This is a genomic window from Candidatus Poriferisodalis sp. (assembly GCF_965208555.1).
Taxonomy (GTDB): Bacteria; Actinomycetota; Acidimicrobiia; order Acidimicrobiales; family Poriferisodalaceae; genus Poriferisodalis.
The window spans coordinates 1,753,474-1,779,449 of the sequence record NZ_OZ242342.1 but is presented as its reverse complement, the minus strand read 5'-3'; the positions used below and the strand labels follow the sequence as shown (position 1 = coordinate 1,779,449).

22 protein-coding genes are annotated in these 25,976 nt (G+C 69.7%); 13 read left to right on the top strand and 9 right to left on the bottom strand.

Annotated features, from left to right (window positions below; all coding sequences use genetic code 11):
• The first annotated feature begins 114 nt into the window (after positions 1-114).
• From dnaX to ACOGXE_RS08095, 3 genes are all read left to right on the top strand, one after another.
• Positions 115-1,917 (top strand): DNA polymerase III subunit gamma/tau, encoded by a 1,803-nt coding sequence (dnaX, locus tag ACOGXE_RS08105; protein ID WP_419933434.1) that lies wholly within the window; start codon positions 115-117, stop codon positions 1,915-1,917.
• Positions 1,918-1,951: 34 nt separating this feature from the next.
• Positions 1,952-2,548 carry a recombination mediator RecR gene (recR, locus tag ACOGXE_RS08100; protein WP_419933493.1) on the top strand — a complete coding sequence of 199 codons (597 nt, stop codon included), beginning with the start codon at positions 1,952-1,954 and terminating at the stop codon, positions 2,546-2,548.
• Positions 2,549-2,634: 86 nt separating this feature from the next.
• Positions 2,635-3,024, top strand: a complete 390-nt coding sequence (locus ACOGXE_RS08095) for a hypothetical protein (RefSeq protein WP_419933433.1) — start codon at positions 2,635-2,637, stop codon at positions 3,022-3,024.
• 49 nt (positions 3,025-3,073) lie between these two features.
• On the opposite strand, the gene ACOGXE_RS08090 is transcribed toward ACOGXE_RS08095, so the two are convergent.
• Positions 3,074-4,255 (bottom strand): acetyl-CoA C-acetyltransferase, encoded by a 1,182-nt coding sequence (locus ACOGXE_RS08090; protein ID WP_419933432.1) that lies wholly within the window; start codon positions 4,253-4,255, stop codon positions 3,074-3,076.
• A gap of 173 nt (positions 4,256-4,428) precedes the next feature.
• Here ACOGXE_RS08090 and ccrA point away from each other — a divergent pair, with 173 nt between their 5' ends.
• The 6 genes from ccrA (at position 4,429) to ACOGXE_RS08060 (ending at position 11,233) form a co-directional block, all read left to right on the top strand.
• Entirely contained in the window at positions 4,429-5,796 is a 1,368-nt protein-coding gene (ccrA, locus tag ACOGXE_RS08085) for a crotonyl-CoA carboxylase/reductase (protein ID WP_419933431.1), read from the top strand.
• Complete coding sequence (gene mce / locus ACOGXE_RS08080; protein WP_419933430.1) at positions 5,796-6,197, top strand: methylmalonyl-CoA epimerase; 402 nt, start codon at positions 5,796-5,798, stop codon at positions 6,195-6,197. Before ccrA ends, mce begins: the two co-directional genes overlap by 1 nt.
• A 66-nt stretch (positions 6,198-6,263) precedes the next feature.
• A complete protein-coding gene (locus ACOGXE_RS08075; RefSeq protein ID WP_419933429.1) occupies positions 6,264-7,415 on the top strand; it encodes a BMP family ABC transporter substrate-binding protein in 1,152 nt (383 codons plus the stop codon).
• Positions 7,416-7,467: 52 nt separating this feature from the next.
• Positions 7,468-8,514, top strand: coding sequence for an ABC transporter permease (locus ACOGXE_RS08070; protein ID WP_419933428.1), 1,047 nt, complete (start codon positions 7,468-7,470; stop codon positions 8,512-8,514).
• Positions 8,511-9,572: an ABC transporter permease gene (locus ACOGXE_RS08065; RefSeq protein ID WP_419933427.1), complete on the top strand. Its 1,062-nt coding sequence runs from the start codon at positions 8,511-8,513 to the stop codon at positions 9,570-9,572. The genes ACOGXE_RS08070 and ACOGXE_RS08065 overlap by 4 nt, the downstream gene beginning before the upstream one ends.
• Positions 9,569-11,233 (top strand): ABC transporter ATP-binding protein, encoded by a 1,665-nt coding sequence (locus tag ACOGXE_RS08060; protein WP_419933426.1) that lies wholly within the window; start codon positions 9,569-9,571, stop codon positions 11,231-11,233. The genes ACOGXE_RS08065 and ACOGXE_RS08060 overlap by 4 nt, the downstream gene beginning before the upstream one ends.
• A gap of 25 nt (positions 11,234-11,258) precedes the next feature.
• Here the strand turns inward: ACOGXE_RS08060 and ACOGXE_RS08055 are convergent, their stop codons facing one another.
• On the bottom strand, positions 11,259-13,289 hold the full coding sequence (locus tag ACOGXE_RS08055) for a bifunctional aldolase/short-chain dehydrogenase (protein WP_419933425.1): 2,031 nt from the start codon (positions 13,287-13,289) through the stop codon (positions 11,259-11,261).
• Entirely contained in the window at positions 13,283-14,371 is a 1,089-nt protein-coding gene (gene mtnA, locus ACOGXE_RS08050) for an S-methyl-5-thioribose-1-phosphate isomerase (RefSeq protein WP_419933424.1), read from the bottom strand. Before mtnA ends, ACOGXE_RS08055 begins: the two co-directional genes overlap by 7 nt.
• 94 nt (positions 14,372-14,465) lie before the next feature.
• Here mtnA and ACOGXE_RS08045 point away from each other — a divergent pair, with 94 nt between their 5' ends.
• Positions 14,466-15,572 carry an AMP-binding protein gene (locus tag ACOGXE_RS08045; protein WP_419933423.1) on the top strand — a complete coding sequence of 369 codons (1,107 nt, stop codon included), beginning with the start codon at positions 14,466-14,468 and terminating at the stop codon, positions 15,570-15,572.
• Here the strand turns inward: ACOGXE_RS08045 and menC are convergent.
• Positions 15,569-16,609, bottom strand: coding sequence for an o-succinylbenzoate synthase (gene menC, locus ACOGXE_RS08040; RefSeq protein ID WP_419933422.1), 1,041 nt, complete (start codon positions 16,607-16,609; stop codon positions 15,569-15,571). The two genes, ACOGXE_RS08045 and menC, sit on opposite strands and share 4 nt — an antisense overlap.
• A gap of 220 nt (positions 16,610-16,829) precedes the next feature.
• On the opposite strand from menC, the gene ACOGXE_RS08035 reads away from it, so the two are divergent.
• Entirely contained in the window at positions 16,830-17,237 is a 408-nt protein-coding gene (locus tag ACOGXE_RS08035) for a cytidine deaminase (RefSeq protein WP_419933421.1), read from the top strand.
• Positions 17,238-17,272: 35 nt separating this feature from the next.
• Here ACOGXE_RS08035 and menH read toward each other — a convergent pair whose 3' ends face one another.
• The 4 genes from menH to ACOGXE_RS08015 form a co-directional block, all read right to left on the bottom strand.
• On the bottom strand, positions 17,273-18,094 hold the full coding sequence (gene menH, locus ACOGXE_RS08030; RefSeq protein WP_419933420.1) for a 2-succinyl-6-hydroxy-2,4-cyclohexadiene-1-carboxylate synthase: 822 nt from the start codon (positions 18,092-18,094) through the stop codon (positions 17,273-17,275).
• 76 nt (positions 18,095-18,170) lie between these two features.
• A complete protein-coding gene (locus ACOGXE_RS08025; RefSeq protein WP_419933419.1) occupies positions 18,171-19,316 on the bottom strand; it encodes a hypothetical protein in 1,146 nt (381 codons plus the stop codon).
• Positions 19,310-19,873, bottom strand: coding sequence for a 2-succinyl-5-enolpyruvyl-6-hydroxy-3-cyclohexene-1-carboxylic-acid synthase (gene menD / locus ACOGXE_RS08020; protein ID WP_419933418.1), 564 nt, complete (start codon positions 19,871-19,873; stop codon positions 19,310-19,312). Before menD ends, ACOGXE_RS08025 begins: the two co-directional genes overlap by 7 nt.
• An 8-nt stretch (positions 19,874-19,881) precedes the next feature.
• On the bottom strand, positions 19,882-22,017 hold the full coding sequence (locus tag ACOGXE_RS08015; protein WP_419933417.1) for an isochorismate synthase: 2,136 nt from the start codon (positions 22,015-22,017) through the stop codon (positions 19,882-19,884).
• A gap of 176 nt (positions 22,018-22,193) precedes the next feature.
• On the opposite strand from ACOGXE_RS08015, the gene ACOGXE_RS08010 reads away from it, so the two are divergent.
• Together ACOGXE_RS08010 and ACOGXE_RS08005 are read left to right on the top strand one after the other, a co-directional pair.
• Entirely contained in the window at positions 22,194-22,796 is a 603-nt protein-coding gene (locus ACOGXE_RS08010; RefSeq protein ID WP_419933416.1) for a TetR/AcrR family transcriptional regulator, read from the top strand.
• Positions 22,797-22,868: 72 nt separating this feature from the next.
• The gene (locus ACOGXE_RS08005) at positions 22,869-24,383 is read left to right on the top strand and encodes a trimethylamine methyltransferase family protein (protein ID WP_419933415.1); all 1,515 of its coding nucleotides are present in this window, start codon (positions 22,869-22,871) and stop codon (positions 24,381-24,383) included.
• Here the strand turns inward: ACOGXE_RS08005 and ACOGXE_RS08000 are convergent.
• Positions 24,380-25,918, bottom strand: coding sequence for an AMP-binding protein (locus ACOGXE_RS08000; protein ID WP_419933414.1), 1,539 nt, complete (start codon positions 25,916-25,918; stop codon positions 24,380-24,382). The genes ACOGXE_RS08005 and ACOGXE_RS08000 overlap by 4 nt on opposite strands.
• Between the last annotated feature and the right edge of the window lie 58 nt (positions 25,919-25,976).

Genomic DNA, 25,976 nt, shown 5'->3' with positions numbered 1-25,976 from the left:
TGGGCGGGCGAGAACTCTGCGACGTTGCGACCTGCTGGATCGCTGGTCGCAGAGTTCTTGGCCGCCCAACCGGCGGGCGCAGCAACTGGCTGGACTGCTTAGGATCGCCGCGAGATGCAGCACCAGTCGCTCTACCGGAGGTTCCGGCCTCAGCGATTTGCGGAGGTGGTCGGCCAGCCGCACCTGGTCCGCGCCTTGCGCAACGCAGTTCGGGAGGACCGCGTCGGGCACGCGTACCTGCTGAGCGGTCCTCGCGGCACCGGCAAGACGTCGACGGCGCGCATCCTTGCCAAAGCACTCAACTGCGAGGCGCTCACCGACGACGGGGAGCCCTGCGATGCCTGCGGCAGCTGCGCCGCAGTCGCCGCGGGCACCTCGATGGATCTCATCGAGCTTGACGCTGCGTCCAACAATTCGGTGAACCACATACGGGACATGACCGAGAAGGCGGCCTTGGTCAGCTCCGGGCGTCGCAAGGTGTACCTGCTCGACGAGGTGCACATGCTCTCGGCAGCGGCATCCAATGCGCTGCTCAAGACCTTGGAGGAACCGCCGGCCCACGTGGTGTTCATCCTCGCCACGACCGATCCGAACAAGGTGCTGCCCACCATCCGCAGCCGCACCCAGCAGTTCGAGCTGTCGCTGGTCGGCGCCGACGAGATGGCTCCGCATGTGCGGGCGATCGCCGAAGCGGCCGACGCGCCGATCGATGACGCCGTCGTCGACTATGTGACCGAGCGCGGCGCCGGGTCGGTGCGCGATGCGCTTTCAGCGCTCGACACGGTGCTGGCGGCGGGGGGCATCCCTGACGACCGCACCGACGTGAACGCGCTGGTGCAGGCCCTGGCACGCGCTGATTTGGCGGCGACGTTGATCGCTGTGGCCACGGCCACCGCGGCGGGCGTCGACGCCCGCGATCTCGCCGAGCGCACCGCACGCCGTCTGCGTGACATGTTCCTGGTGGGTGCCGGCGTGGAGCCCGCTGAGCTGCCGCCGGCCGACATCACCTCGGCGCGCGAGCTGAGCGATGTAATGGGTCGCCGCGCCAACGTGCGAGCACTCGAGGCCATCGGCAGCGCGCTGGCGCAGATGCCGCAATCGGCCGACCGTCGCCTGACCTTGGAGACGGCCCTGGTGGGGCTGCTCGCCGACGATCTGCTCGGTGCAGGTGCGCCCGACGCAGGCTCGTCCGCCGCCGCGCCAGCCAGTAGCGGCACCGATGCTTCAACGCCCCCCGGCGCCGGTCCCGCTGCCGCCCGCGCGGCGATGGCCGCGACCAAAGCCCCGCCCTCGCTCGACGCGCCGACGAGCGCCACACCACCAGCGCCCCCCGCCCCCCCAGCTCCCGCGCCGCCAGCAGCACCAGCGCCGGCCGCACCTGTGCCAGCTCCCGCGGCGGCACCCACGCCGCCGGTGTCGGCTGGGGATGAGGCACCGCAGCCGGAATCCGCAGACGAACCCGCGGCAGCACCCGCCGCCCCGACGACCGTGACAGCCCAGGACCTGCAACGCATCTGGGAGCCGCAGGTAGTCGAACGGCTCCGCCCACTCGCTGCCGGCCTGTTTCGCGAAGCCGAAGTTCTTGCTCGCGATCACAACGTGGTGACGATCCGGCTCAGCGATGGCGTGCCGATCGAGCAGGCACGGCGACGCAGCAACGAGGCCGAAGCGATCCTGTCTGAGGTGCTCGATCAGACCATTCGCATCGAGGTCAGCGACGAGGCCGCCGCCGCGAGCAGCTCGGCGACGACCCGTTCCGAGGAAGCTCCCGCACCTGCTTCCTCCGCGGAGGCTGCCGCATCTGCCTCCTCACCGGAGGCCGGCGCATCTGCTTCCTCCCCGGAAGCCAAGGTGCAGCGGATAGTGGACCACTTCCCCGGCTCGGTCGTGGTCCGCGACGATGAAGGTGCGACCTGACAGCCTTGATCGACCACCAGCGGCGGGGGCTGACGTGTACGACGACGCCGTCGAAGACCTGATCGACGAACTCAGCCGACTGCCCGGCATCGGTCCCAAGGGCGCCCAGCGCATCACGTTCTGGCTGCTGAAGCGGCCGGCTGACGACGCGCACCGACTCGCTGCGGCCATCACGGCCGCCAAGGACCGGGTCGGCTTCTGCAGCCAGTGCTGGAATCTCAGCGAGACCGACCCCTGCCCCACCTGTGCCGACCCGGCCCGGGCCAACGGGATGATCTGCGTGGTGGAGGAACCGCGGGATGTGGTGGCGATGGAGAAGGCGGGTTTCCGGGGCCGCTATCACGTGCTCGGCGGGGCGCTGAACCCGCTGGAGGGGGTGGGGCCCGAACAGCTCCGCATCCGCGAGCTGATCGCACGGCTCGACAGCGAGTCGGTCGCGGAGCTGATCGTGTGCACGAACCCGAACATCGAGGGCGACACGACCGCCATGTATCTCGCTCGCCAGCTTGAGCCGCTCGGCCTGCAGGTGACTCGCCTCGCCAGCGGCCTGCCGGTCGGCGGCGACCTCGAATACGCCGACGAGCTCACCCTGGAACGAGCCCTCCGCAACCGTCGCACCCTCACCCCGTAGCACTCCCTAATTCGCTGGACGGATTGGCTGCGAATGCCTACGGTCCGCCCACACTTCCCCAGCGGCCTGCACCCACAAGGAGTGCCATGGCCGCCTTCGATCCCCACCATCCGACGTCACACGACCTGCCGGTCGCGGTGTTCCGCCCGTCGCCCGCCGAACGCGTCGTGGTGGCAGGGCCATGCCACGCCCGAGCCCTGTGCTTGAGTGCTGCCGCGTCGCCGCGAGGCGTCGCCGCGGTGTTCGTGGATCCGTGCGGAGTGCTGCTGGCGATCGCGACCGCGCCGGCAGCCGTGGTCGGGGCGATGCTGGTCGATCCGGCCCCGTTCGCCCGGCTGACCGAGCTGCTGGCAGCGAGCCGCATCTACCTGGAGGTGCCGGCCGCGGACGCCGCTGCGATCAGCGATGCGATCTCTGCTGCCCTCTGGCCGCTCTGCGTCGCGACTGAAGTGCTCGCCCGGCCCGAAGCGGCCTGACGAGCTCTCGGCGCCGCTGGTGCTGGGCGGGTGTGCCGTGACCCGACGGCTACGCCACGCGCAAGACCACGGCGTCGCCCTGGCCGCCGCCCCCGCAGAGCGCCGCAGCCCCTAGGCCGCCGCCCCGGCGACGCAGCTCGCTGGCGAGGGTGAGCGCCAGGCGGGCACCTGACATGCCGATGGGATGGCCGAGCGCCACCGCACCGCCGTTCGGATTCACGATCTCCGGTGACACGCCCAGATCCTGCGTCGACGCCACAGCCACCGCGGCGAAGGCTTCGTTGATCTCGAACAGTGACAGGTCCTCCACCGTCAAGCCGGCGCGCTCGAGCGCACGCCCGATGGCGCGCGACGGCTGGTGCAGCAAGCAGGTGTCCGGCCCCGCGACCATGCCGTAGGACACGACCTCAGCGAGCGGCTCGGCGCCATGTCGTTCGGCGGCCTCGGGCGACATGAGCACGAGCGCACAGCCGCCGTCGGAGATCTGGGACGCATTGCCGGCCGTGACGGCCCCGTCGGCAGCGAACGCCGGCCGCAGGCCGGACAGGCTCTCCGACGTCGTGCCGGGTCGGATGCCTTCGTCGTCGAGCACCGTCAGCGGATCGCCGCGGCGCTGAGGGATGCTGACGGCCACGATCTCGTCGTCGAAGCGGCCGTCCTTCTGTGCAGCCGCCGCGCGTTCGTGCGATTGGGCGGAGTATTCGTCCATGGCGCTGCGCGGGATGCCGGCGCTCGCGGCGTCCCGTTCGGTGCCGTCCCCCATGTGGCCGTCGTCGAAGGCGCACCACAGGCCGTCGTGGATCATCGCGTCGAGCACGGTGCCCGAGCCCATCCGCATGCCGTTGCGGCCGTCGGGCAACAAGTACGGCGCGTTGGTCATGGACTCCATGCCGCCGGCGACGACCACGTCCGCGTCGCCCGCGGCGATCATCTGGTCTGCCATGTAGACGGCGTTCAGACCCGACAGGCACACCTTGTTGACGGTGATGGCCGGCACGTCCATGGGGATGCCTGCCTCGGTCGCCGCCTGCCGGGCGGTGATCTGGCCCTGACCGGCCTGCAGCACCTGACCCATGACCACGTAGTCGACATCGCCGGGCGCAACGCCGGACCGCTCCAGCGCTCCGGTGATCGCAACGCCGCCGAGCTGAGCGCCGGTCAGGCCGGCTAGCCCGCCGTTGAACTTGCCGATCGGCGTGCGTGCGCCCCCGGCGATCACCGAACCAGGCATTGTGACCCCCTCACCTGTACCGACGCGCCGGCCGCTGGGCTGGGCGACGGATCTGTGAACGGCGAGTGTACGAAACGGTCTGTGAGCCTGCCGAGGCGTCGAGCCCGAGGCAGAGCCGATGTCTCAGAAATGCGTGGAACCGGCAGCTCTCTCGCACCGTTAGCGTTCGGCCCGTGAAGCAGATCGCTGATGCCATCGCCGCCGGCGCATCGGGTCCCGAGCTGGAGGCCCTGCCCATACCGGAGAGCTTCAGGGCTGCCTATGTACTGCGCAACGAGCAGACGATGTTCGAAGGCCGAGCCTCGGCGGACAAGGATCCCCGCGAGGCCACCCACATCGGCGAGGTCGCCACTCCCGAGCTGGCGCCCGATGAGGTGTACCTGGCGGTAATGGCCAGCGCCATCAACTTCAACACGGTGTGGACCTCGATATTCGAGCCGCTGTCGACGTTCGGCTTCTTGGATCGGCTGGGTCGTGAGAGCAGCTGGGGTGCCCGGCACGCGCTCGACTATCACGTGCTCGGCTCCGACGCCTCCGGCGTGGTGCTGCAGTGCGGCTCGGCGGTGCGCAATTGGCGCCCGGGCGACCGGGTGGTCGTCCACTGCAACTACGTGGACGATCAGGACCCCGCCGCCCATGAGGACTCGATGAAGGCCTCCAACCAGCGGATCTGGGGCTTCGAGAGCAACTTCGGCGGTCTTGCGGACCTGTCCATCGTCAAGGCCAACCAGCTCATGCCAAAGCCGGCGCACCTCTCCTGGGAGGAAGCCGCGGTCAACGCGCTGTGCGCCGCGACCTCGTACCGGATGCTGGTCGGCGACAACGCCGCTCGCATGAAGCAGGGCGATTCGGTGCTGATCTGGGGGGCCACCGGCGGGCTGGGGGGCTACGCCTGCCAGCTCGTGCTCAACGGCGGCGGCGTTCCCATCGGCGTCGTCAGCTCGCCCGACAAGGCGGAGCTGCTCGGCCAGCTCGGCGTCGAGCACGTCATCGATCGGAGCGCCGAGGGCTACCGCTTCTGGAGCGACGCGCACACCCAGGACGAGAGCGAATGGCGGCGCCTCGGCAAGAAGGTGCGCGGCCTCATCGGCGACGACCCCGACATCGTGTTCGAGCACCCCGGCAGGTCCACCATGGGCGCATCGGTGTTCGTCGCCAAGCGGGGCGGCACGGTCGTGACCTGCGCTGCCACCAGCGGGTACATGATCGAGTACGACAACCGGCATCTGTGGATGAAGCTGAAGCAGATTCTGTCGAGCCACTTCGCCAACTACGCCGAGGCGTGGGCCATGAATCACCTGATCGACCAGGGGCGCATCCAGCCGATCCTGTCCAAGACGTTCACGCTGGAAGAGACCGGCCTCGCTGCCTGGCAGGTCCATCACAACCTGCACGAGGGCAAGCTGGGCGTGCTGTGCCTGGCCCCCGAGCCGGGTCTGGGCATCACCGATCCAGAAAAGCGGGAACGCATCGGCGACGACCGCATCACGCTGTTCGCTCGCCACGCTGCATCGCTGGAAGCTGAACAGGGGGCAGCCTGATGATCCTGACCGAGATCGACCACGTCGCTATAGCCGTGAAGGATCTCGACGCCGCAGTCGCCTACTACAGCGACGCATTCGGCGCCGAGGTGGCCCACCGGGAGGTCGTCGACTCCGACGGTGTCGAAGAGGCGCTGATCAAGGTGGCCGACAGCTACATCCAGCTCACTGCTGCGACCCGTCCGGATTCGCCCATCGCCAAGTTCCTCGAGCGCCGGGGCGAAGGCCTGCACCACATCGGCTACCGCGTGGACGACTGCGCTGCAGCGCTCGCGGCCATGATCGACGCCGGGGCGGTGCCCATCGACACCGCGCCGCGGCCGGGCTCCCGGGGCACCACCGTCGCCTTCGTCCACCCGAAGGGCAATCTCGGCACCCTCGTGGAGCTCGTGGAGGAATAGAGTCAACACGGTCAGGGCGTACGGGTGCATGGACCAATCCCGCCGCCCGCACACGGGAGGCCCCAGATGACTGCATTCACCAGACGGCTCGCGATGGTGCTGGCTGTCGTGTCGATGCTCGCCGCCGCATGCTCTGGCAGCGATGAGCCGGAGACGACGGAGGCTGCTGCTGCGGCGACCACGGCTGCCGCTGCGGCCGATGAACCGAGCGGTGACATGGACGACGGCGACGGCATGGACGACGGCGACGACGGCATGGACGACGGCGGCGACATGGACGAGATGGACGATGCCGAGCCGTTCAAGATCGGGCTCGTCACCGACACCGGCAAGGTGGACGACAAGAGCTTCAACCAGTCGGCATGGGAAGGTGCGGAGCAGGCCGCCGCCGCGCTGGGGGCTGAGGCGAACTACATCGAGACCGAGGAAGCCAAGGACTACGAGAACAACATCGGCCTGTTCATCGACGACGGCGTCGATGTCATCATCACCGTCGGATTCGGTCTCGGCGACGCCACCATCGCCGCTGCACAGGCAAACCCGGACATCTTCTTCATCGGCGTCGACCAGTTCCAAGCCGAGGCGCTGCCCAACCTGGCCGGGCTGATCTTCCCCGAAGACCAGTCGGGCTTCCTGGCCGGCGCGCTCGCCGGCATGCTCACCGAGAGCAACATCGTGGGCGCCGTGCTGGGCACCGACCTGGTGCCGCCCGTCGTGGCCTTCAAAGAGGGCTGGGAGCACGGTGCGCGCTACACCAACCCCGACGTGCAGACGATCTCGACGTACCACCCGGGCGGTCTTGACGTGGCCTTCGGCGACCCGGACTGGGGTGCGGCCACCGCCCGTCAGGCACTCGACCAGGGCGCCGACATCATCTTCGGCGCAGGCGGTGCTACCGGCAACGGGGCGCTCATCGAGATTGCCTCGCAGGAAGGCGCCTACTGCGTCGGCGTCGACACCGACCAGTGGAACACGGTGCCCGAGGCGCGGCCGTGCCTGGTGACGAGCGCAATGAAGCTCATCACCCCGGGCGTGGCCGACCTGATCGCTCAAGCCCAGAGCGGCGACTTTGCCGGGGGCAACTATCTCGGCGAGGTCGGTCTGGCGCCATTCCATGACTTCGACGACATCGTCACCGACGACATGCGGGCAACACTCGCCGACGTCCTTGCCGGCCTGAACGCCGGTGAGATCGACACCGGGTGGCCGCCGGGCTGATCCCGGGGACGCTCGCGAGAGCTCCATGCGCGGGGTGATGCGCTCCGCTGCGGTGCCGTTGGCATCCGTAGTGCTGGGGCTGGTGCTCGGTGCAGTGCTCATCGCAGTGCAGGGGCACTCGGTCTCCAGCGCGTACAGCGCGCTGGTGCTCGGCGGGGCGGGCGACGCCGATGCGCTGCTGCGCACACTGCAGAAGGCGACACCGCTGGTCTTCGGCGGGCTGGCGGTCGCCTTCGCCTTCAAGGCGGGCCTGTTCAACATCGGCGGGCAGGGCCAGCTGCTGGTCGGCGCGGCGTTCGCCGCCGGCGTGGGCTTCGGGCTCGAGGGTGTGCCGCTGGTGGTGCATCTGCCGCTGGCGCTGCTGGTCGGTGCGGCTGCGGGCGCCGCATGGGGCGCCATCGCCGGGGTGCTGAAAGCCACGTCGGGTGCGCATGAGGTGATCGTCACCATCATGCTCAACTTCGTGGCCGGCAATCTCACCGACTGGCTGGCCGCGAACCCCTGGCAGGACCGATCGGGTTCCAACATCATCGCCCGGACCCCGCTGGTCCAGCCGTCGGCAGAGATACCCACGTGGGGATGGCTGCCCGCAGGCTTCGTGCTCGCGGTGATCGCCGCATTCGCCTGCTGGTTCATCCTGGAACGCACCACCTACGGCTTCGAGGTGCGAAGCGTGGGGGCGAACCGGCATGCAGCCCGGTACGCCGGGATCTCGGTGGGCTGGATCATGGCCTCGACGATGGCGGTGGCGGGGCTGCTGGCCGGCCTCGGCGGGGCGATCGAGTCGCTCGGCGTCGACGGTCGTTTCGAGGCCGGGGTGAACGTGGGCCTCGGCTTCGAGGGCATCACGATTGCGCTGCTGGCTCGCACCAACCCCATCGCCGTCATCCCCGCTGGCCTGCTGGTGGGGCTGATGGAGGCGGGCGCCGCGAAGATGCAGTTCGAGTCAGGGGTCGCGCCCGAGATCATCGACGTGATCCAGGCGCTCATCCTGCTGTTCGTGGCAGCGCCGCTGATCGTGCGCTGGATCCTGCGGCTGCGTGACCGGCCTGATGCGCCCGATCGCCGCCTGACGCTCGGTGCGGGGTGGGGCCGATGACGGTCACACACGACGCTGGCGCTGGCTCGGACGCGAGGTCGGCATCGGGAGGTGCCGGCATGGGCGGCTGGTCGCCGCAGCGCGTGTGGTCGGTGGCGGGGGCCGTTGTGCTCGTGGCGTGCGTGTGGGGTTTCTACGCCTGGGACGGCGCGCAGACCACAGCAGTGCTCGGTGGCACCGTCCGCGCCGCCACGCTGCTGGTGCTGGGCGCCATGTGCGGCATGATCGGTGAGCGTTCGGGAATCGTGAACATCGGCATCGAAGGCCAGTTCCTGATGTCGGCGTTCACGGCGTTCACCGTCGCGTCGATATCGGGCTCGCTCTTCTTGGGCGTCGTCGCGGGCGTCAGCACCGGTCTGGCGATGGGCTGGATGCTGGCCGCGATGTCGGTCGGGCTGCGAACCGACCAGATCATCGCCGGCACGGTCCTGAATATCGCGGCGCTGGGCCTGACCTCGTTCTTCTATGACCGGGGGCGTTCGCTGGGCCAGCCGAAATACCAGTCGATCGAGCTCGGCCCGCTCGCCGATCTGCCCGTCGTGGGCACGGCGCTGTTCAACCGCCCGCCGCTGACGTACCTGGCGCTCGTGCTGGTCGTGGTGCTTCACGTGCTGCTGCTGCGCTCGGTGTGGGGAATGCGCACGACCGCTATCGGCGAGCACCCGGGTGCCGCGGCCACCGTGGGCATCGATGTGATCCGCCTGCGTTACTGGAATGTGACGCTGGCGGGCGGATTGGCCGGCCTCGGCGGCGCGTACTTGGCGCTGGAGTCGGTGGGCACCTTCACCCGGGCGATGTCGGGCGGGCGGGGCTTCCTGGCGTTGGCGGTGATGATCTTCGGTCGCCGCACCCCGCTGGGCGCCTACGCAGCGGCGCTGTTCTTCGGCTTCACGACGGCATTGCAAGGCCAGTTCCAGCTCAACGACACGTTCGACATCCCGGCGCAGTTCGTGGGGATGCTGCCGTTCGTCGTCACGATCATCGTGGTGGCGGCAGCAGGTCTGTTCGGCCGCATGCGCGACCCGGCTGCGCTGGGCCAGCCCTACGAGGTCCGATGATGGCTGCAACCGCCGAGGCTGCTGCTTCGCAGGCTGAGCCCGAGGTGCTGCTGGCCGGCCACGGCATCACCAAGCGCTTCGGCTCAGTCGTGGCCAACGACGACGTGTCGGTGGAACTGCGGCCTGGGCGGATCCTGGCGCTGCTGGGCGAGAACGGTGCCGGCAAGAGCACCCTCGTCAACGTGCTTTTCGGCCTGCACCGCCCCGATGCGGGCCAGGTCGTGATTGCCGACGAGCAGGTCGAGCTGTCGAGCCCGCACGATGCCATCGCCCGCGGCGTCGGCATGGTGCACCAGCACTTCCAGCTCGTGCCCCCGATGAGCGTCGTGCGCAACATCGTGCTCGGCGCCGAGCCGCGCAAGCTCGGCATGATCGATGTGGCCCAGGCCCGCCGCCGGGTGATGGACTTGGCCGACCGGTTCGGGCTCCATGTGGACCCGGACGCGGCGGTGGAGGACCTGCCGGTCGGCGCACAGCAGCGGGTCGAGATCCTCAAGGCGCTGTACCGCGATGCCCGCGTGCTGATCGCCGATGAGCCGACCGCCGTGCTCACCCCGCAGGAAACCGACCACCTGCTCGGCGTGCTGCGCGGGCTGACCGAGCAAGGCGTGGGCATCGTGTTCATCACCCACAAGCTGCGCGAGGTCATGGCCGCGGCCGACGACATCGTCGTGCTGCGCGAGGGCAAGGTGGTGGGCACCACCACGCCCGCGCAGACCAGCGAGGCAGCGCTGGCGGAGCTGATGGTCGGCCGCGCTGTCGATTTGCATGGCGACCGGTTCGAGTCGGGTGCCACCGGCGTCGGATCGGCAGTCGCGGTGGTGACCGGGCCCGACGGCGCGACCCCGGCCGCCGAGGCGACGAACGCTGAGGACCCGGGGCGACCCGTGGTGCTCGACATCGCCGGCCTCTGTGCCGATGACGACCGCGGCCAGCGTGCCGTCGACGAGCTGTCGCTCGCCGTGCGCGCCGGCGAGATCGTGGGGGTCGCTGGCGTGGAGGGCAACGGTCAGCGCGAGCTGGTCGAAGCCATCACGGGCCTGCGCCACGCAACCGCCGGCACCGTGTCGATCAGCGACACCGATGCGTCGGGAGCCCGGCCCCGCCAGGTCACGGTCATCGGCGTGGGGCACATTCCCGAGGACCGGGCCAAGCACGGTCTCATCGGCTCCTACTCGGTGGCCGACAACTCAGTCCTGAACCGCTACTTCAGGCGGCCCTTCGCTGCGGGCGGCATGCTGCGGCGAGACCGCATCGACTCCCACGCTCGCGATGTCGTGGCCACCTTCGACGTGCGCACCCCCGACGTGGAGTCCCCGGCCGACAGCCTGTCGGGCGGCAACAAGCAGAAGCTCATCGTGGGCCGCGAGTTCTCCGACGAGATCGACCTGCTGATCGCGGCGCAGCCCACCCGTGGCATCGACATCGGTGCCATCGAGTTCATCTGGCGTCGCATCCGCGAGCGCCGAGACGAGGGCACAGCCGTGCTGCTGGTGTCCGCCGAGCTCGACGAGGTGCTGGCACTCAGCGACCGTGTCGCCGTCATGTACGAGGGTCGCATCGTGGCGACCGTCGACCCCCGCACGGCCACCCGCGAGGAGATCGGCCTGCTCATGGCCGGCGCAGCGCCAGTGCCGGAGAGCTCAGCATCGGGCGGCTAGAGGCCTCGCTCGGCGACAGCGGCGACTAGACAACCCTGTCGCTGCCGCCGTCCTGGGGGATCTGGGCACCGGTGGTGTGGGCGAAGGCCGGTCCGCACAGCTGGGCGATGAGGGCGCCGACATCGGCCGATGCCAGCTCGTGGCCGAGCAGGTTGCGCCGCCGGTACTGCTCGGACGTGAGCCCATAGGCAGCAGCGCGCTGGTCGATGAGCTCATCGGACCACAGCCCGGTGTCGAATACGCCGTCGGGGTGTACCACGTTGACGGTGATCCCGTCGGAGGCCCATTCGAGGGCGGCCACCCGGGCGAGCTGGGTGAGCGCGGCCTTGGATGCCGAGTAGGCCGCTGCGCCCCGGCCAGGTGCGGGCACGTTCTTCGAGCCGACTATGACGACCCGCCCGCCTGCCGGGGAGTGCCCCAGCACCCGATGCGCAGCGGCGAGCGTGTTCGCCGCGCCGCTCACGTTGATGTCGAAGGTCTGCTGCCATGCAGCGCCGAGGCTGGCGTCGTCGGCCAGGTCACCCAGCGCCGCCGAGGGTCCGAAGATGCCTGCCGCCGCCACCACGATGTCGATGCCGCCGAATCGCTCCACCGCGGCGGCCACTGCTCGGGCCACCGCACCAGAGTCGGTGACGTCGGCAATGGCGTGATGGCGCGCCGGCCCGGCGGTGCCCGCGGGTGCCGGCGCGAGGTCGATGCCGACCACCGCGGCGCCCGCGGCAGCGAGCGTCTCGGCCGCGGCGCGCCCGATGCCCGACGCGGCTCCGGTCACGAGCGCCACCTGGCCGGCCAGGGCGGCGGGCGTGCCCGCTTTCGCCAGCTTGGCCTGTTCCAGCTCCCAGTACTCCACATCGAACAGATCGGCCTCGCTGAGCGCGACGTAACCCCCCAGCGTCTCGGCGGCGCCGATCACGTCGATGGTGTGCAGGTAGATGTCCGCGGCGATGTCGCAGTCGACTGCCCTGCGGCCTGCGGTCCGCAGGCCGAGCTGGGGGTCCAGGACCACACGCGGTGCCGGGTCCAGCATGGTGAGGGCAGCCCGCGAGCCGTCGGCGTCGTGCCGGGCGCTGTTGCGCTCGAAGTAGGCGCGGTAGCCCTCGACGAAGGCGTCCACGTCTCGGCCCACCATCGGGAATTGCTTCGTGCGGATGATGTGATCCGGAGTCGCCGGCCCGCGGCAAGCCACCGACGCCACATCGTTGCGGGTGCAGAACGCTTCGGCACGCGGGTCGCGCACGGCGCGCAGCAGCACCGGCACGCCGGCAGCAGCGGAAAGAGCGGCCCGCAGTTGCGCCACCGTCTCGACTTCTTCGGCGCTGATGCTGCGCGTGCTGTCGTCATCCGCCGCGTCCGCACCGGCCTCGCCGAACGACGGCACGCCGGCCTGGGCGAGGGACTGCTCTGCTTCGCTGATCCGATCGATCATCGAGTCATACGCCTGGCGCGTGGTCTCGCCGAAGGTGAAGATCCCGTGATTCAGCAGCACCATCGCCTCGGTGCCGGCATGGGCCTGCGCCTGCCACTCGTCCGCACAGCGACGGGCCAGGTCGAAACCGGGCATCACGTAGGGCACCACCACCACCCGGTCGCCCCAGAGGTCGCGCACCCGCTCGTGGCCGTCGGCGGTGTTGGTGAGCGCCAGCACGGCGTCGGCGTGGCTGTGCAGCACCGCGCGATGAGGCAGCAGCGCATGCAGGATTGCTTCCACCGACGGGTTCGGGGCGCTGGCGTCGAGCAGATGGATGCGCAGCTGGTTCACCATCTCGGTGTCGCTGAGCTCCGCCAGCTCGGCCAAGCGCCGCACGGGCTCCAAGCGCAGCGGCGCAAAGCCGGGCGGCTCGATGGTGGCGAGATCCCAGCCGCTGCCCTTCACCCACAGCGTCGGGACCGGTTCGCCCCAGGCGTCGGTGCTGGTGCCCTTGACAGAGGTGTTGCCGCCGCCGTGCAGCACCAGTGCCTCGTCGGCGCCGACGAGGCGCGAGCCGTAGGTGATCTCGCCGAGATCGCCGAGCTCAGCCCAGCGAGCCGACTCAGTGTCATCCCAGCGATTCAGCATCGGCGATCTCCCGGTTGCCCACAACGGGTTGCGGCCAGAGCCGCAGCAATGGATTCGCCATAGGGCGGATGCAGGACACCTGCGTCGGTGATGATCGCGCTGATCAGGCGTGCGGGTGTCACATCGAAAGCCGGGTTGATCGCCTCCACACCGATCGGCGTGAGACGGCTGCCGCCGGCGTGATGCACCTCGTCGGGATCTCGCTGCTCGATGACGATGCGATCACCCGACGTCACCGCTGGATCGATTGTCGTAGTCGGCGCCGCGACGTAGAAGCCGATTCCCGCCTCGGCGGCAGCCAGGGCGTGCATCAGCGTGCCGACCTTGTTGGCGGTGTCGCCGTTCGCAGCGATGCGATCCGCTCCCACGATCACGGCGTCCACCTCGCCTCCGGCGATCAGCGACACCATTGCGGCGTCGGCGACCACCGACACGTCGATGCCCGCGTCGGCCAGCTCCCACGCAGTAAGACGAGCGCCCTGCAACAGCGGGCGCGTCTCAGCCGCCAGCACGCGCACCGGGTCTCCTCCGGCGGCCTTCGCGTAGGCCACGGCCAGTGCCGTGCCCGTGCCCGCCGTGGCCAGCCGCCCGGCGTTGCAGTGCGTAGCGATCACGGTGGCCTCCGCCAGCAGCTCGCGCCCGAGTCGCCCGATCTCAGCGCAGGCCCGCGCGTCCTCCTCGCTGATGGCGAGTGCTTCGCTGACGAGCCGCCGCCGCAGCTCAGCGACGCTGCGAACCGCCGCGTCGCCCAGCGCGGCGTCGATCGTCCGATCGACCGCCCAGCGCAGGTTGACCGCCGTCGGTCGGGCATCGCCGATCTCGGTCCTGAGTCGCTCGAGCACGGCGCGGGCCTCGGTCGTCGAGGCGGGCTGTGCCTCGTCCAGGCCGACGACCAGCGCGAGCGCCCCGAACGCCCCAAGTGCAGGCGCGCCCCGGATGGCCAGCCGCTCGATGGCGTCGACGGCGGTGGCCACATCACGCACGTCGATCAGCTCGAGCTGCGCGGGCAGCCGCGTCTGGTCGATGATCTCGATGCTGTCGCCGGTCCAGCGCAGCGTCGGCGTCTGAGCTGCTGTGCCCATGCAGCGGACAGTCTCGCGCCGGTGGCTGACAACTCCTCCGCCGCTGGCAAAAAACAGGGCAGCGACTGCGGATCCCGTCGCTAGCGTCCGCGCCGTGCATCGACTGGTGGCGCTGGCGCTAGGAGGCGGCGAACGATTCGTCGCCGAACTGCAGCGCGCCTGGGAGGCCGGCGACGCGGTGCTGCCGGTCGATCAGCGGCTGCCCGCTGGGGCCCAGGAGTCCCTCGTCGAGCGAATGGGCGCCGGCTTCGTAGTAGACAGCACCGGCCGTCACCGCCGCCGGGGCGGCTGGGACGTCGAGCCGGGCGATGCGCTGGTTATGGCCACCAGCGGCAGCACGGGCGAGCCGAAGGGCGCCGTGCTCACCCACGCTGCCATCGAGGCCAACGCGATGGCGACGAGCTCGGCGCTGGCGGTCGACCCCAGCACCGACCGCTGGTTGTCGTGCCTGCCGCTCGCTCACGTCGGCGGGCTGGCCGTCGTGGTGCGAGCACTGCTGACCGACACACCGCTGGACGTCCACGACGGCTTCGAGGCAGCCGCTGTCGAGGCGGCCGCCCGTCAGGGCGCGACGCTCACATCCCTGGTTCCCACTGCCCTCGCCCGCATCGACCCGTCGGCATTCCGGGCGATCCTGCTCGGCGGCTCCGCCATGCCCGCCCAGCGCCCGGCAAACACCGTCGCCACCTACGGCATGACCGAGACCTTCAGCGGCGTGGTCTACGAGGGTTGGCCGCTCGACGGCGTGGAGTTGCGCATCCACGACAACGAGGTCCAGCTGCGCTGCCCGATGCTGCTGCGCTGCTATCGCGACGGCACCGACCCCAGAACTGACGACGGCTGGTACCCCACCGGCGACGCCGGTGCCCTGTCAGACGACGGCCGACTCTCAGTGTTCGGAAGAGTCGACGACATGATCACCACCGGCGCCGAAAAAGTCTGGCCGGTAGCAGTCGAGCGGATTCTGACGGCGTTGCCGGGTATTGCTGATGTGGCGGTCGTCGGCAGACCAGACCCCGAATGGGGCCACGCCGTGACTGCCGTCGTCGTCCCGACCGATGCTGCTCGGCCACCCGAACTCGAATCGCTCCGAGACGCGGTCAAGACACACCTTCCGGCCTACTGCGCCCCCCGTGCACTAGAGCTAGTCAAAGAGCTCCCCCAAACCCCCCTAGGCAAAACCCAGCGCTGGCGTCTCTAGCTGGTGCTGGCAGAAGCCTCGGTGGGAACAGGCAGGTAGCCGCCGCTGGGTGTCACATCTTCGGGCAGCGGATCGGCGAACAGCGTGGCGGTGCCGATGCCGTGCACGCCACGCGGGTCGACCGCGACGGCGGTCTCACGGGCGATGCGCAGCCCCGCAGGGCCGCAGATGAACGATGACACCACCGAGCGCACACCGCGCATCGCCGCCCGGCGGGCCATGTCGTAGACCGCGTGCGGGCCGCCCAGCACCGCCGGCTTGAGCACGGCGACTTCGATGGCACCCACCTCGATCAGCCGGTCGAGCGCATCGGCGTGGCGCAGGTGCTCATCCGCAGCGACCCGGATGCCGACGGTGCGGCTGATCTGTGCCCAGTCAGCCGGCTGAGGCGTGGGTTCTTCGACGAACTCGATGTCGAGGTGGCCGACGGGACGCAGCACCTTCACTGCCGTAGAGCGATCCCAGCCGCCGTTGGCATCCAGCCGCAGGGCCACGCCGGCAGGCAGGGCGCGGCGGACGTGCGCGATCCGCACCGACTGGTCAGTGGCGGACATGGCAGCGCTGCCGTTGCCGTCTGAGCCATCGCGATCGTGGGCCGCAACCTTGAGCTTCACGGCGAGGTGACCCGCCGCGGCGGCGTGCGCTGCGCGTTGGGCCGCAGCCTCGGGATCCAGATCGGACACCAAAGCGTGGGTGGCGATACGCCGCTGCTTCGGCGCAGCCTCGGTCAGCAGCGTGGACAGCGTGACGCCCTCGATCTCGGCATCGAGCTGTGTGAGCGCTGATTCCACGGCGGCGGCGGCGCACGGCTCGCTGGGCGGTTCGCCCTCCGGGTACTCAGCCCAGCGCTCGAGCGCCGCCAAGGCTTCGTCGTAGGTCTCGACACCGAAGGCCGGTAAAGGTGCCGCTTCGCCTGCCCCGACGCAGGCATCCTCGCCGGCGCGCACCTCGATGCCCCGCCGCACCGTGATCGAGCCGTGCGCGGTCTGCAGCGGCCGCAGCAGCGGCAGCTCGAATTCCCGCAGCGTCACCTGCACTCCGTGAACGCTATTGGGCTTCGGCCCCAGAGAACCAGGGGCGGGCGGGGGCAGGTGCACCCACGCGCAGTTCGCAGCGCCACAGCCCATCCACCCTGCAACGGGCGGCGCTGCGCATGTCTGAGCATGGGTGCACCTGCCCCCGTCCGCCCCGGAGGGCAGTCGCGCCAGCCACACAACCCATACCCTCGCGACCATCCAACCGAGGAGTCGCGCCCACATGCCAAGCGACACCGCAGTCGGCGACACCGCAGTCGATTGGGCCGATCTGCGCGCCCGGGCACACGAAGCGTCCCGCACGGCATACGCGCCGTACTCGAACTTTCACGTCGGCGCGGCAGGCCTCGTCGACGACGGCCGGATCGTCACCGGCTGCAACGTCGAGAATGCCTCGTACGGGCTGACGCTGTGCGCCGAGTGCGCGCTGGTCTGCGACTTGCATCGCAGCGGGGGAGGCCGCCTGGTCGCGGTGACGGTCACCGACGCAAACGGCGACCTGCTCGCCCCATGCGGCCGCTGCCGGCAGCTGCTGCTCGAAGCAGGCGGTCCCGACTGTGCCGTCAACGAGCACACCACCGTCGCCGAACTGCTGCCCGGCGCCTTCGAGTTCCCGCTTCCGGAGGGTTAGCGGGAAACGAGAGGCGTGACAACGGGGAGGATCGCCTACCCGCGCAGCTCCGTAGAGGCCGCTAGGTGCTTGGCGATGGCCCGGGCACAGGAATCGGGAGCCTCGAGATGGACGGCGTGGCCGACGCCGGGCATCACTGCCAGTTCGCTGTTCGGCAGCAGCTCCGACATGCGGCGGCCGAGCTCGACGAACTTGGCGTCCAGCGCCCCGCAGACGACCAACGTCGGCACGGCGAGCGCGGCCAAGCGGTCCCACAGGGGCGTCATGGATCCTGTCCCGCCGGCACGCAGCGAGTTCGCCAGCCCCACCGGATCGCAGCTGCGCCGCTGGCGCACTGAGGCCTCCCACTCCGACGGGCGCAGGCGCGCCCGCAGCGTGTCCCACATCGGCAATGCCATCCACTCGTCGACGAAGCCCGCCAGGCCATGCTCGTCGATCCGGTCGGCGAGTGTCTCGTCTGCGCGGCGACGCTGTGCCCGTCCCGCGGCATCTGCGATGCCGGCGGTTGCACTGATGAGCGTCAGTGACCTGCACACCTCCGAACGCGCCGACGCCAGCGCAAGCGCCACCCGCCCGCCCATCGAGTAACCGACGACGTGGCACGGCCCGTCGGGCACTGCGGCTGCCAGTCCAGCGACTGACTCCGCCAGCGCTTCGACGCTGTAGCAAGACAGCTTCGCCGGTGCCGAACTGCGGCCGTGACCTGGGAGGTCCACCGCTATGCGTCGCCAACCGTCCAGCCGGTCGACGAGCGGCGCCATTGCCTCGCCGCTGCCGGTGAAGCCGTGAATGACCACAACCGGTTCGCCGCTGCCCTTCGTCGCGGTTGCCAGATGCATCCCGGGGTTCTCGCTCATGACAGCAGGCAAGGAGCTGTGCCGCTGGCTGCGATCGCGGCGCCGCCGTTGGGTCGCAGGCATCGCGGTCTCGAGGTCACGGCGAGCTGGGCCCTGCGTCCCCGACTGCTGTCGCGACTGCATCGGCCAGGCGCCGGTGCTGGTCGCGGTTTGCGTCTGCGTCGATGTCGATGGTGATGACGCGCACGCCCCGATTCGACCCGGACCCAGACAGCAGCGCATGCAGTTCGTCACACGATTCGATGTGGTGGTGCTCGCAGTCCATGGCTGCTGAGAGTCCGCTCGCCAGCTCCGCGCTGCTGCGCCCGGGCGGCGTCGTCAGCAGACGGTCGAACGCTGCGGGGTCGATGACCCCGTAGGCAGGCAGGAATGAGAAGATCGTGCCGCCGCCGTTGTCCACGACCACCACGGTGAGATCGAATCCGCCGGGACCGCCATGCGCGGCCGGCTCAGTGTCGAACGCACCGACGAGCCCGCCGAGGTCGTGGCGGAATGCCAGATCGCCGACCAGCACCGTTGTCGGCGTTCCCGACGCAGCCACACCAGCCGCGGCCGAGATGATGCCGTCGATGCCGCTGGCACCGCGGTGGGCATGAACCGTCGAGGGCTCTGAGCGGGCTCGCAGGTACGAGTCGACATCGCGCACCGGCATCGAGTTCGACACGTACAGCGCGTGACCTCCGGGAAGGCTGCGCCCGAGCTGGCGAGCCACGCCCGCTTCGAGCAGCGGCTCGGCGTCGAGCACAGCGTCGATTGCCGCGCCAGCGCGTGCATCGGCGTCGGCCCATCGCTGCGCCCACCCGGATTCCACGAAGGCCAGCTTCCCGGCAGCGTCAGCCACCGCGTCCGGCCCGACGGGCAGGTGCAGCGAGACGCTGAAGCTCGCGTCGGTCCAGGTGCTGGCCGGGTCCACCAGCGCGAAGGCGGGTCGGTGGCGCTCGGTCCACAGTCGCAGGGGCTTGCACGTCGGCGCCCCGCCGACACGCAGCACCGCATCTGGGGGCTCAGCATCCGCCCATGCCGTGCGCAGCAGCAGATCGTGATGATCAGTGACCACCACGCCGTCCAGCTCGCGCCGCAGCTGCGAGCACGGCTCGGCCAGCAGCGGCCACCCGGCCCGGCGGCAGAACGCCGCCACTGCATCCGCCCACCGGTCCCCGTCCCACATGGGACCGGCCACCACCACGCCCCGCTCGTGCGCCTGTGCCCATTCGGTCAGCACGGCAGCGGCTCCAGCGGTTCCCGGAACGAGACGTTGAGATGGACGGGACCGGGATCGACACCGGTGGCCAGCGAGACTGCTCGGGCCGCGGCCAGTCCGAACCACCGCACCGCCTCCGGCGGCGGCAGTTCCGACGCCACGGGGGTCTCGCAGAACCAGCGCACGTGGCTGCCGTACAACCGGTGCTGATCGATGGTCTGGCCCGCTCCCCAGCCGCGCAGTTCCGGCGGGCGATCTGCGGTCACCACCACCAGCGGCACGCCGGAATAGTGGGCTTCGACCACCGCCGGCAAGTAGTTGGCCGCCGCAGTGCCCGAGGTGCACACCAGCATCACAGGCCGCCCCGAGCCCTTCACCAGCCCGAGCGCGAAGTAACCGGCGGAGCGCTCGTCGATCCGGACCCAGGTGCGCAGCCCGGCGGTTGCGTCGACGGTGAGGGCCAGCGGCATCGAGCGAGAGCCCGGCGATACCACCGCATCGGCGACGCCCGCAGCAACCAATCCCTCGCAGAGAGACCGGCAGGCCAGGTAGGCAGCATCGTCGTCGGAGATCTGCATGCTGCCGCTCAGTCGTCCTCGAGCGCGTACAGGAGGGCCTCGAGCTTGATGGTGGTCTCGGCCAGCTCGGCATCGGGCACTGCACCCTCCACGATGCCGCCGCCCGCGAACAGCCGGGTCTCGGCGGGACCGGTCAGCGCGCAGCGCAACGCGACGCGGAACTCGCCCCGCCCGTCCAGCGTCGTCCAGCCGACCGGAGCTGCGTACCAGCCGCGTTCGAAGTCCTCGTGGTGTGAGATCCAGTCGCGGGCGACGCGCCGCGGGAGTCCTGCGACTGCCGCGGTCGGGTGCAGCGCGGCCGCAAGCTCCAGCACCGTCGTGCCGGTGGGGACACGCCCGCTGATCGGCGTGTGCAGGTGCATGATGCGCCGCAGTTCCATGACGCCGGTCGGCGAGGGGGCGTCGAGTGCCGCGCCGCACGCCCGCAGCGTGTCGCGCACGTCGGTGACGACCATCGCGTGTTCGGTCAGCTCCTTGGGATCGCGCTGCAGCTCGGCTGCAAGTTCACGGTCGCGTGCCGGATCGCCGACACGGCGGCCCGAGCCGGCCAGCGCGTCGGTCTGCAGCCGCAGCCCGTCGCAGTTCACCAGCTGTTCGGGCGTGGCGCCGAAGAAGGTATGCGGCCCGCGCCCGAACGCAAACGTGACGCACGACGGGTAGCGCGACCGCAGGCGGTTGAGCACCGCGATGGGCTCAAGCCCCGATGCGATGTGCAGCTCGCGGGCCGTCACGACCTTGTCCAGCCCCCCTTCGGCGATCCTGTCGAGGGCGCGCCGCACCAGCTCGGTGTAGTCATCGTCGGCTTGGTAGCTGCCGCCGAGCGCGGCCAGCGCCGCCGCGTTCAGATCCCGCGCGGGACCCTCCGCCAGTTCGGGGTCGTCGTAGACGCACGCCGCCGGCTCAGCCTCTAGACCGCAGACACCGCTGCCGTCGGCCACTCCGCAGGTTGCGCAGACCGATTCGACGCCTGATCGAGCCGCAGCCATGATCGGGCTCATGTCGGCGCCCGGCACCGCTGTCAGCCAGGATGCGCCGCCGCTGCGCACCAGGAGCACCTCGGGCAGGGTCAGCCAACCCCTGCCGAATGGCTCCCACGCGGAGCCAGCCGGCGATTGCTCGTCGCTGAAGGCGAACCCTCCGACGAGCAGGGGCCCCGTCGGATCACCGCTGTCGCCGGTCACCGTGACATCGAGGTAGCTCATTGCCTCAGCGACGGAGGCGAAACGGTCGGCACCGGCCTCGGCGCTGGCCTCGAAGACGCTGCCGAGCGCGCAGAACTCCAGATCGTCGTCCGGACACGCCCAGTACACCCGCTGGTGCGCAGCGGAGGCTGCGAACACCGCCAGCGGGTCCAGCTCGCCGGACAGCTCACGGCAATCCAGCGTCAGCGCCTGCCGGGCGCGCAGTCCTGCCGAGGCGCCGGGCGTACTCGACGCCGCCGCTGCAACGTCGGCGATGTCGCCGGACAGGATGCGCTCGGTGGCGCGCTCGACGAGCGATTCGCGAAAGTGCTGAGCCACCAGGTCGGTGACTAGCGGGATCAGGCGAGCCGCCAGCTCGGCACGTTCCGCCGCGGGCCGGTCGGCGAAACGGTCGGCGAACAGCTCGACCGCGTCCGCGGCGACGGCTTCCATATTCGACGCGTGTCGCAGCGCGAGGCCGACGAGATCATCGAGCGGCATCTCGGCGGCCAGCAACTCGGTCGCTGCGCGCAGCATCGTCAGCGCACCGGTGCTGTACAGCGCGTCCGCGCCGCCTCCGCTGGCTGGCTTCGCCGACTCGTCGCTGCTGCGCAGCGAACTGCGCAGCGGTCGAACCAAGCCGGTGTCGGTCGCCAGCCGGACGAGCTCGGCGTCGAGCCCGGACTGCTGCACCAGGTCGTCGAAGGTCAACGTGTCGTCGCGGCGGGCACCCAACGCCACCAGCATCGGTTCGTCGGAGCCATCAGCGAGTTGGCCGATCTGCGCCAGTGAGAAGCCCGCTTCGGCCAGGCGCCGGATCTCGCCGAGCCGTCGATCGTGGCTCTCGTCGTAGGCCGCCACCCGCCCCCGGCGAGTGGGCGGGTGCAGCAACCCGATCTTCTGGTAGTAGCGCACGGTGTCGACGCTCACCGAGTGCGCCGACGCCAGCTCTTCGACCCGCACCAGTTACTTCCCGCTCTTGTTCGCTCCGCTCACGGGCCGCTCGGGCCACGGCTTCGCCTACCGGCTCAGCCTCCTCAGCGTAGGCCGATTGTGGGAGCGATGACTCCCACAATCGCTGCTCCCATCATGACGAGCGTCCAAATCGCCCCGTCAGGGCAGGTGGCTAGGGTGACCCGATGGCTGAGCGGGCGCGCCTGAGCGCTGACGACTGGGTGACGGCCGCACTGGACGTGCTGGTCAACGACGGCATCGGCGCCGTCAAGATCCTGCCGCTCGCCAAGAGGCTCGGCGTCACCCGGGGCAGCTTCTACTGGCATTTCGAGAACCACGAAGCGCTGCTCAACCGCCTGCTGGAAGTCTGGGAGGAGACCAACTCCGGGACGATCATCGCGGCTGCGACGCTCCCCGGCGGCATCATCGAGCGCTATGTCGCCCTGATGCGCTGCTGGCTATCGATGGAACGGTTCGATCCGCACCTCGAGGTCGCAGTGCGCCATTGGGGGCGCAGCAATCCCGAGCTGTGGGAGCGCCTGCGTGAGGCCGATGAGCGACGGATCGACGCGTTCGTGGCGATGCTGTCACCCGAGGTGCCCGACCCCACGATGGCCCTGCACCGAGCCCGCACCATGTACTACCTGCAGATGGGCTGGTATGAGCTGGAGGTGGATGTGCCGCTGGATGCCCGGATCGCGTCGTGCACGTACTACTTCGAGATCTACGTGGGCCGCGCGCCGTCCGATGACGAGCGAGCGGCCATCCTCGCCGGGTTGCGCGTCTGACATTCTGTTCATGCAATCCCGGCATCTCGTTCATATTGACGACGTCCAGACAGCACCGTACGGTGCGCTGCAGTGACGCGTCGAGGTCGTAAACGTCGGGATGCCGCCGCGGCCCCGGCGGCGCCTCGACAGCAGGCACGCAACACGTTCACGCCGCTCGAGCTCATCAGCGCCGACGAGGTGGAGCGCATCCACGAGTCGTCGCTGAGAGTGCTGTCCGAGATCGGCATGAACTTCCTGCTGCCCGAGGCGGTGCAGATCCTGTGCGAGGCCGGTGCGAGCTCTGACGACGGCGTGCGGGTGCGGCTGCCGCCCGAGATGGTCACCGAGCAGGTCGCGCTGGCACCGTCGCAGTTCACCTTGCATGCGCGCGACCCGGCCAACAGCGTCAACTTCGGCGCCGATTGGGTGGTGTTCGGCATGGTCGGCAGCCCGCCGAACGTGTCCGACCTGGACCGCGGCAGGGTCTCCGGCAACTACGTCGACTACTGCAACATGCTGCGCCTGCAGCAGGCGCTCGACGCCGCAGACACGTGCACCGGTCACTCCGTCGAGCCCATCGACCTCGACGTGCGCACCCGCCACCTGGACGCGGTCTCCGCGATGTACACGCTGTCCACCAAACCAGGGTTCTGCTACTCGCTGGGCCGCACCCGCGTCAGCGACGCCATCGAGATCGCCCGCATCGCCCGCGGCATCGACCACGACACGCTGCTGCGCGAGCCGTCCATTCACACGGTTGTCAACGCCAACTCGCCGCTCGTGTACGACGCACCGATGCTGGAAGGCGCCATCGAGCTGGCCCGCCACGGCCAGCCGGTCGTGTACACGCCGTTCACGCTGGCGGGTGCCATGGCACCCGTCACCATCGCCGGTGCGCTCACCTTGCAGAACGCCGAGGCGCTCGCCGGCATCACGCTGTCGCAGCTCGTGAACCCGGGGGTTCCCGTCGTGTACGGCAGCTTCACGTCGAATGTCGACATGCGCTCGGGCGCGCCGGCGTTCGGCACGCCCGAGTACGCCAAAGCCACGATCATCAGCGGGCAGCTGGCCCGCCGCTACGGCTTGCCGCTGCGTGCTTCGAACGCGAACGCCTCCAATGCTCCCGATGTGCAGTCCGCCTACGAGTCGCAGATGTCGCTGTGGGCGTGCGTCGTCGGCGGCATCAACTACGTGCTGCACGGTCTCGGCTGGATCGAGGGCGGGCTGTGCGCCTCGTACGAGAAGGTGATCATCGACGCCGAGATGATCCAGATGATCCGGGCGATGCTGCAGCCCACCGTCATCGACGATGCCTCGCTCGCGGTCGATGCCATCGCCGAGGTCGGACCTGCCAACCATTTCTTCGGTGCCGCGCACACGCTGGAGCGCTACGACAGCGCCTTCTACGAGCCGATGCTGTCGGACTGGCGCAACTTCGAGACGTGGCACGAGGACGGGGCCCTCGATGCCACCCAGCGGGCGAATCGCATCTGGAAGCAGCTGCTCGCCGACTACGAAGAGCCGCCGATGGACGACGCCATCCGCGCCGAGCTCACCGACTTCGTGGAGCGCCGCCGCTCAGAAGGCGGCGTCGAACCCCTCTAGTTGATCTGCTTCTCCATGCCTTCCCAGTAGGGCGCACGGAGCTTGAACTTCTGCAGCTTGCCGGTGGCGGTGCGGGCCAGCTCCTCACGGAACTCGACGCTGGTGGGGCATTTGAAGTGCGCCATCTTGTCCCGGCAGAAGTCGATGAGGTCGCGGTCGGTCACGGCGTCGGCTGCGGCATCCACGACCACGAGGGCCTTGATGGTCTCGCCCCACTTCTCGTCGGGAACGCCGATCACTGCCACCTCGGTCACTGCTGGGTGGCTGAACAGCACGTCCTCCACCTCGATCGACGACACGTTCTCACCGCCCGAGATGATCACGTCCTTCTTGCGGTCCGAGATCGTGACGTGGTGCTCGTCGTCCATCGAGCCGCCGTCGCCGGTGTGGAACCAGCCGTCGACGATCGCCTCCGACGTGGCTTCGGGCTGCTCCCAATAGCCCTCCAGCACGACGTTCGCCCGGGCCAGGATCTCGCCCTGGTTGTCCACGTCGATCTTCACGCCGATCGCCGGCGCACCCGCCCGGCTCAGCTTGCGGGCCTTCTCGTCTGGTTCGAAGTCGTCCCACTCGGGCCGGCAGCGATTCATGGTGAGCAGCGGCGCCGTTTCGGTGAGGCCGTAGATCTGGATGAACTCCCAGCCCAGCTCGGTCTCCATCCGGGCGATGGTGCGCGTGGGGGGCGGGGCGCCCGCTACCACCATCCGCACCCGCCCGTTGCCGGGTATGGGCCCCTCCCACTCGGAGGCTGCGTCCAGCACAGCGGCCACCACGGCGGGAGCGCCGCACATCAGCGTCACGCCGTGGTGCTCGATGCGCTTCAAAATCTCGGGACCGCGCACCTCACGCTGCACCACGTGCTTGCCGCCCATGCCGGTCACCGCGTAGGGCATGCCCCAGCCGTTGCAGTGGAACATCGGCAGCGTGTGCAGGTAGACGTCGCGGTCGCTGACGCCCGAGTGCCAGCCGAACGTGGTGGCGTTCACCCACAGCGCCCGGTGGGTCTGCTGCACCCCCTTGGGGCGGGCAGTCGTGCCCGAGGTGTAGTTGATGGTGGCGGTGACATCCTCGTCGGGCGTCCAGGGGGCGGGCTCCACGCCCGGCGCGTACATCTGGTCGTCGGCGTCGGTGCCCATCACCACGAAGTGCTCGACGTCGATGTCCTTGCAGGTGTCCTCCATGGACGGGTCCACCAGCAGCATCGTGGCGCCGCAGTGATCGATGATGTAACTGATCTCGTCGTGGCTGAGGCGGAAGTTGATCGGCACGAAGATGCGGCCGTAGCCCGACACGCCGTAGAACGACGTCATCAGCCGGCCGGCGTTCTGCGACACCATCGCCACCCGCTCGCCGTGCCCGATGCCGAGCTGGTCCAGCTTGGCTGCCTGGGCCCGCACCAGCTCGCCGAACTGGGCGTAGGTGATCTCACCGAGCCCGCCGCCGGGCGCCTCGGGCTCGTCGGCCAGCGCCACCCGGTCCGGGTAGACGTTCTCAGCCCGGTACAGGAAGTCGGAAACAGTAAACGGAACCTTCATGTCGTCCCCTCAGGGTCATGGGTTGTCGTACGCGGTGGTCGCCGTGGTGTGCGGTGCC